Annotated in this window: 5 protein-coding genes; 3 read left to right on the top strand and 2 right to left on the bottom strand. The window is 49.5% G+C overall.

The window, feature by feature from the left end; translation table 11 throughout:
- Window positions 1-965 precede the first annotated feature (965 nt).
- Window positions 966-1,607 carry a DJ-1/PfpI family protein gene (locus IEV46_RS16515; RefSeq protein ID WP_009710701.1) on the top strand — a complete coding sequence of 214 codons (642 nt, stop codon included), beginning with the start codon at window positions 966-968 and terminating at the stop codon, window positions 1,605-1,607.
- 524 nt (window positions 1,608-2,131) lie between these two features.
- Here the strand turns inward: IEV46_RS16515 and IEV46_RS18410 are convergent.
- Window positions 2,132-2,263, bottom strand: coding sequence for a hypothetical protein (locus IEV46_RS18410; RefSeq protein ID WP_268235928.1), 132 nt, complete (start codon window positions 2,261-2,263; stop codon window positions 2,132-2,134).
- Window positions 2,264-2,418: 155 nt separating this feature from the next.
- Window positions 2,419-3,927, bottom strand: coding sequence for a multicopper oxidase family protein (locus IEV46_RS16510; RefSeq protein WP_009710699.1), 1,509 nt, complete (start codon window positions 3,925-3,927; stop codon window positions 2,419-2,421).
- Between the two features lie 287 nt (window positions 3,928-4,214).
- On the opposite strand from IEV46_RS16510, the gene IEV46_RS16505 reads away from it, so the two are divergent.
- Together IEV46_RS16505 and IEV46_RS16500 are read left to right on the top strand one after the other, a co-directional pair.
- A complete protein-coding gene (locus tag IEV46_RS16505) occupies window positions 4,215-4,904 on the top strand; it encodes a response regulator transcription factor (RefSeq protein WP_009710698.1) in 690 nt (229 codons plus the stop codon).
- A complete protein-coding gene (locus IEV46_RS16500; protein WP_009710697.1) occupies window positions 4,901-5,980 on the top strand; it encodes a sensor histidine kinase in 1,080 nt (359 codons plus the stop codon). The genes IEV46_RS16505 and IEV46_RS16500 overlap by 4 nt, the downstream gene beginning before the upstream one ends.
- The last annotated feature ends 20 nt before the right edge of the window (window positions 5,981-6,000 follow it).

Here is a 6,000-nt window from a genome sequence, read left to right as displayed (position 1 = left end):
TGGCGGAGAGGGTGGGATTCGAACCCACGGTACGGGGAGAACCCGCACAACGGTTTTCGAGATTGTTTCCGCCCACCCTATATAAGTTCACCGAAGTTCATAACGCTTGTTTTATAAGGGTTTTAAGTCAGTAAGTTTATGCAAGTTCAGTTCGTCATGGTTGCAATGGTTGCAATTTGGGTTGCAAAATGAAAAGCACAGTCTACGGCCATCTGCGGCAAGAACTTCCAGTTGGAAACTAGACGAAAAACGCATATCTGTGCTATTCTATGGATAGAAATAGTAACGGCGGCAGGGTCATCCCCGCCGCCGGGTAGCTGCCGCGGACAGGCGGCCACAGTCTTACGGGAGAAGTAACCCGCATACCTTTGCCGAGGGGCGGGTTACTTCTTGTTAAGTGCCCGATACGCAACATAGACCGCTAATGCTTGAACAACAACACCAGCCGTCTTTACGATCAGGCTAAGAAGCTCCATGGCCTCACCCCCTCTCTATCGAGGGTCGGTGTGGCCGCCCGCCCTTGGCTACTACCATGGTCTATTTTACCATAAGGCTGCCCTGAATCGGGTGGTCTTTTCCGGTTTGGCAGACTTATGGTTATACACTGAACTTGCTGACAAATAAAGAACCGGGCAAGGTGATCCCTCCCGGCTTTTCTCATTTCACCTCAATTATCTGCTACCGGCAACTTTCACCAAGACCACCACCACCCCGATACCACCATCCGGTACCATCGATCCGGTACTAGGTGTCACCGTACCGATCCGATTGCGCTGCTTTCTTACAGCCATCCAAAACAAATTTGTAAGGATAAGGAATGACAAAACACCCCGTCAGCGTAACAGCAACTAATGTGGACTCCAGAGTGACAAAAAAAACTTGTAAATGGAATGCAGGAACATTGGACTTTGGTGTAAAATAAATTAGTACCAGGTACTAATTTATGAGGAGAGAGGTTGAATAAAGTGAACAAATCACAATGGAAGGTTGGTATTTTACTTTTTGATCGTGTGGACGTCATGGACTTTGCTGGTCCTTATGAGGTCTTTACATACACCGCGTATCAAAAAGAGGATCTCAAAAAATTCCTTGTAGGTCGCGATACACAAGAAGATCAGCCATTTTTAGTATCCACAGTCTCCGAAACAGGACAACCAATAAGGGCTAACCATGGATTAACTTTTCAACCTGATTTTAGCTTCAAAAACGCACCACGATTTGACATATTAGTGATTCCCGGCTCTCCTTTAGAACCTCTTCACCATGCCCTCCAAAATCGAAATCTATTAGAATGGATTTCGAAGCACATGGAAGAAGTGGAACTAATGACCTCTGTTTGTTCAGGAGCGTTCTTTTTAGCCAAAGCTGGATTACTATCGGGTAAAAAGGCGACAACCCATTGGGGAGCATATGATCACTTCGAGCGACAATTTCCCGATGTTGAAATCGTAAAGAACGTAAAGTTTGTGGATGATGGAAAGATTATTACATCGGGAGGCGTATCTTCCGGTATTAACATGGCCCTTCATGTTGTAAATCGACTCCTGGGATCTGAAATGGCACATACCACAGCCAAAGCGATTGATTTTAGTATCCAAAAGTCATAAAAACCCTACGCAGAAAGTAAAACCCCGGAATCCTTAGCGAAGGATTCCGGGCTTTTGCTCCAAAAGTCCTCCGAGAGTAACACACCAATGTTGAGTCAGCCGAATTTTTTGTCTCAATAGGGGTTCTCCCTCTAAGCACAGCGATTGTTCAGCACACCACCTGAAAAAGTAAAAGACTAATTTTACGACGGTTATACTTAATCATAATCCCTGCCATCCAAGATAAAGAAATAACCAAGAGGACATAAACAAGCCAGCCTCAGAATCCGAAAGTTCCGGGGCTGGTTTATTTTTCCGGTACTGACTCTATGGAGTTCCTGTTCGTCGACCGCTAATCGCGGTTTCATTGGAGTTCTTCCTTAGTCAAAAAGACAACGACTGATCCGCCGGTTCCAACGGAGGACATTAATAAATTTGAGCTTCATATTTTCCTCCCTTCTCCATACCCTGATTAATTCTTTAGGATCCTTATATTTACGCCAACAGACAAGCCTCAGCCGCTTCGATCCTAACGAGTTTTTACACTATTTACGGTGCTTCATCCCATCTCTGATGCCGAAGCGGACACCCAAGTAAACAGCCAGACCCAGTAATGCAATGGGGATCAGAAACCCAAAACCCATTCCCCCACCCATCATGCCATACCCATGACTCATCATTTCATATATCCTCCCTTCACTTATGATTTACCCGTTCAGCCAGGTAGCAATAAACAAAACATGACTTTTTTTATATATAACTTTTCCATATAAAACACGTACTCATAAGGGAATCTGATTATTGTTGACCCACGTTCTTCCCTTCCGTTTCCCTATTCCGGTTCATTGGGAGCATTGGGATCCGGCTTGAAGGACTTGTACCCTTTGTACTTCAACAGGGTGGCCATGCCGTCAGCCGCATGGTGAAGGTCATGACAGTGGAACATCCAGTCCCCCGGGTTATCGGCTTCAAAGGCGATCTCATAGGACTCACCGGGCCGAACGTTCAAGGTATCCTTCATCGGCATGGAGTTCACCGGCTTTCCGTTTTTACGGATGACTTGGAAGAAATGGCCGTGAAGGTGCATAGGGTGGTTTTGCCTGCCGGTGTTCTCCATACGGAGTTTCACCTTATCTCCCTTCTTCACCTGGAAGGGTTCCGACTCGTCAAAGGTCTTCCCGTTGATCGTATAAACCATCTTCATATTGGGATGATCCATACCTTCCCCCAGATCGGCCTTGATTTCTTCATCAAAGGAATCATCCACCTTAAATCCGCCCCGTTGCTCCTTTCCATAGCGGGCCGTATTCAGGACGGGAAGCTGCATTTGCCCCGCGGCGGTGTCCACTCCGTCCCTGGAGACACCCTGGTAACGGATCGGCACTTTCATCCCCGCCGCCGCAGACTCTGAATCATGGGATTCCACTATATGGTTCCCGGGATTGTTTGCAATTAACTCCACCTCATATCGTTCTCCAGGAGACACGGGAATCAGCTGATCCCGGAAGGAAGGTGGCTGGTTGACGGGCTGTCCATCCATGTGGGTCACTTTGACATCATGACCATGCACATGAATGTGATGGGTTTGATATCCGGCATTCACCAGACGCAGTTTGACCCGATCCCCTCGGTTCACTTCAATAGGCGGTACATTTGGATAGGTTCCTCCGTTGATGGTGAAAACATCATAATCCATATGGTGATTCATCACCCCCCCGTGTCCCATCTCGCCATGACCGCCCTTTTTCCCCGGTCGGTTCCATTCGTCCAGCACCAAGGTATAATCCCGATCCACCTTCTCTGCCTTCTTCGGATCGACGATCACGGTTCCATACAACCCCCGCTCTACCTGATCGGCACTCTTTTGATGGGAATGGTACCAGTAGGTGCCGGGAACAGTGGCTTTAAACTCATAGGTGAAGGTTTTACCCGGTTCCACCGAGTTCTGGGTGACCCCCGGCACCCCATCCATCCGATTGGGGACGGGAAGACCGTGCCAGTGGATCGTTACTGGCTCCGGCAGGGTATTCTTCAGCCGTACCCGAACCATTTCCCCTTCCTTTACCCGAATTGTGGGCCCGGGAGAGGATCCGTTGTAGCTCCAGGTCGGCCATTTTTCTCCGTTAGCGGTTTCCAAACTGCTTTTTTTCGCCATCAGCTCAAAAGTATCTCCACTCTTCTTCGCCTCGGCAGGCTTTTCCCCTTTCAGTTCGATGGCGGAAGCGTTGTGTTCCTGGTTGCCTTTCCCTCCCATTCCCTGCATCTCGCCTGGCATCGAACAGGCGGCAGTAAACAGGGACAAGGCAGTGAATAGCGCCACGATTTTCCCCTTATTCCTCATGTTTCATTCCTCCTTCTACAAGGTTAAGTTCCACTTCTGGGGATCAAAGCAGTCGTCACATCCAACAAACGTAACCATTTATTGCTCACTCCCATCATAAGCCCTAGTTATGTAGAACCTACGAAGACAAATTAGAATCTGCCGTTGAAAATCTTTCGTTAGATTCAACGTTTAGCCCCGAGTTTTCAGTTATCTCGTCAAACAACGGACCGATAGCCTTCACATTCCTTTGAACTCTTTGTTGTAGAATAAGGAATGAAAATCTCTATTCATGCGGGTGATGGTTGATGAAAAACATCCTCATTGTCGATGACGAAAAAAAAATTCGTGAAGTGCTCTCCTCCTATCTTTCCCATGCAGGATATCGTACCCTGGAAGCGGGAACGGGGAGAAAAGCCCTTGACATTCATCGTGAAGTAGCAGTGGACCTAATTATTTTAGACCTGATGCTGCCTGACCTTTCCGGTGAAGAGGTTTGTCGGGAAATTCGCCGACAATCCGCCGTACCCATCCTGATGCTGACAGCGAAAGTGGAGGAACGGCACCGCCTGGAGGGCCTCGCCATTGGAGCGGATGATTACGTGATCAAACCCTTCAGTCCCCGTGAAGTCGTCGCCCGGGTACAAGCCATCCTGCGCCGTTCCGCCGATGATTTGCTCGCCGAGCGGGTCTCCTTTCAGCATGGGGATCTAATCGTGGACACCCGGACAAAAACCGTCTGCAAGGCCGGGCAACCGGTCCACTTGACCCCCATCGAGTACCGGCTCATTCAGATCCTCGCCCGCAATCCGGGTCGACCCTTCTCACGGGAAGAACTCGTGGAAAAGCTGTTTGGATTCGATTATTCCGGGGATGAACGTACGATCGACCAGCATGTAAAAAACCTGCGGAATAAAGTGGAACCCGATCCCAAAAACCCGACATATTTTAAAACCGTGTTCGGTTTCGGATACCGGTTCGAAGGTGGGGAATCATGAACCAAAAACTTCAGTTTCGGCTGACGGTGGCGTTCATCGGAGTGGCGGCGGGCGTCGTTCTGGTGGCAACCACCGTCTTCATCTTGGAGACCCACTACCACTTTTCCATCTATCAGCGCCAATTTCCGGACATGGGTTCGGTTCAGGGCCTCACTTATCATTTTGAACAAGCGCTAATCCAGTCCATATTATGGACGGCATTGGGGGCGGTGGTTTTGGCGATCGTCCTCAGCTGTCTGATAGCCCGTCGGATCACCACTCCACTAGTCAACATGCGGAAAGGAGCCGAAGCCATCACCAAAGGCCACTTTCAAACCCGGGTGCCTGTACATGGAAAAGACGAGTTGGCTGAATTGGGTCAAGCCCTGAATCATCTGACCGAGGAGCTGGAACACCAAGAACACCTTCGTCGTCAAATGACCTCCGATGTCGCCCATGAACTGAGGACACCCTTGGCTACTCTGAAAAGCCACATGGAGGCCTTCGAAGATGGAATCTGGCAACCGACTCCCGAGCGCCTCCGTGCGGTTACTGATGAAATCGACCGCCTAACCGGATTGGTGGGGGACATGGAACAGTTAACCCTACTTGAATCACCCGAGTTTGAATTGGAACAAAAGGAGGAAGACCTCTCAGCAATCGTGGACCAAACGCTCACCAATATGCGTGCTTCATTTGACCAAAAAGGCATCGCGTTGAAATCGGAGAGCGTCGGTCCGGTTCATGCATGGGTGGATCGCCGTCGGATCGCCCAAGTGCTCGTCAACCTTCTCTCCAACTGCCTTAAGTTCACCTCGAAAGGCGGGGAGGTCACGGTGCGAACCGAACAAAAGGGACAAGAGGCGATCCTGACCGTACGGGACACCGGGGAAGGCATCCCTCAGGAAGAACTACAACGAGTCTTTGAGCGTTTTTACCGGGTGGACCGTTCACGGAACCGGCAATCCGGAGGGAGCGGAATCGGACTGACCATCGTGAAAAAGCTGGTGGAATCCCACGCCGGTGCCATCCGGATCGAAAGTAAGCCTGGAACGGGGACGTCCATCTATATCCATATACCGAGCGGGAAACGGTGATTTGCCGTTCCCCGCAATTT

Origin of the sequence: Kroppenstedtia guangzhouensis (assembly GCF_014637345.1) — a bacterium.
GTDB classification, from domain to species: Bacteria; Bacillota; Bacilli; order Thermoactinomycetales; family DSM-45169; genus Kroppenstedtia; species Kroppenstedtia guangzhouensis.
The sequence above is the reverse complement of the archived record's forward strand: the minus strand, read 5'-3'. Positions and strand labels throughout refer to the sequence as shown.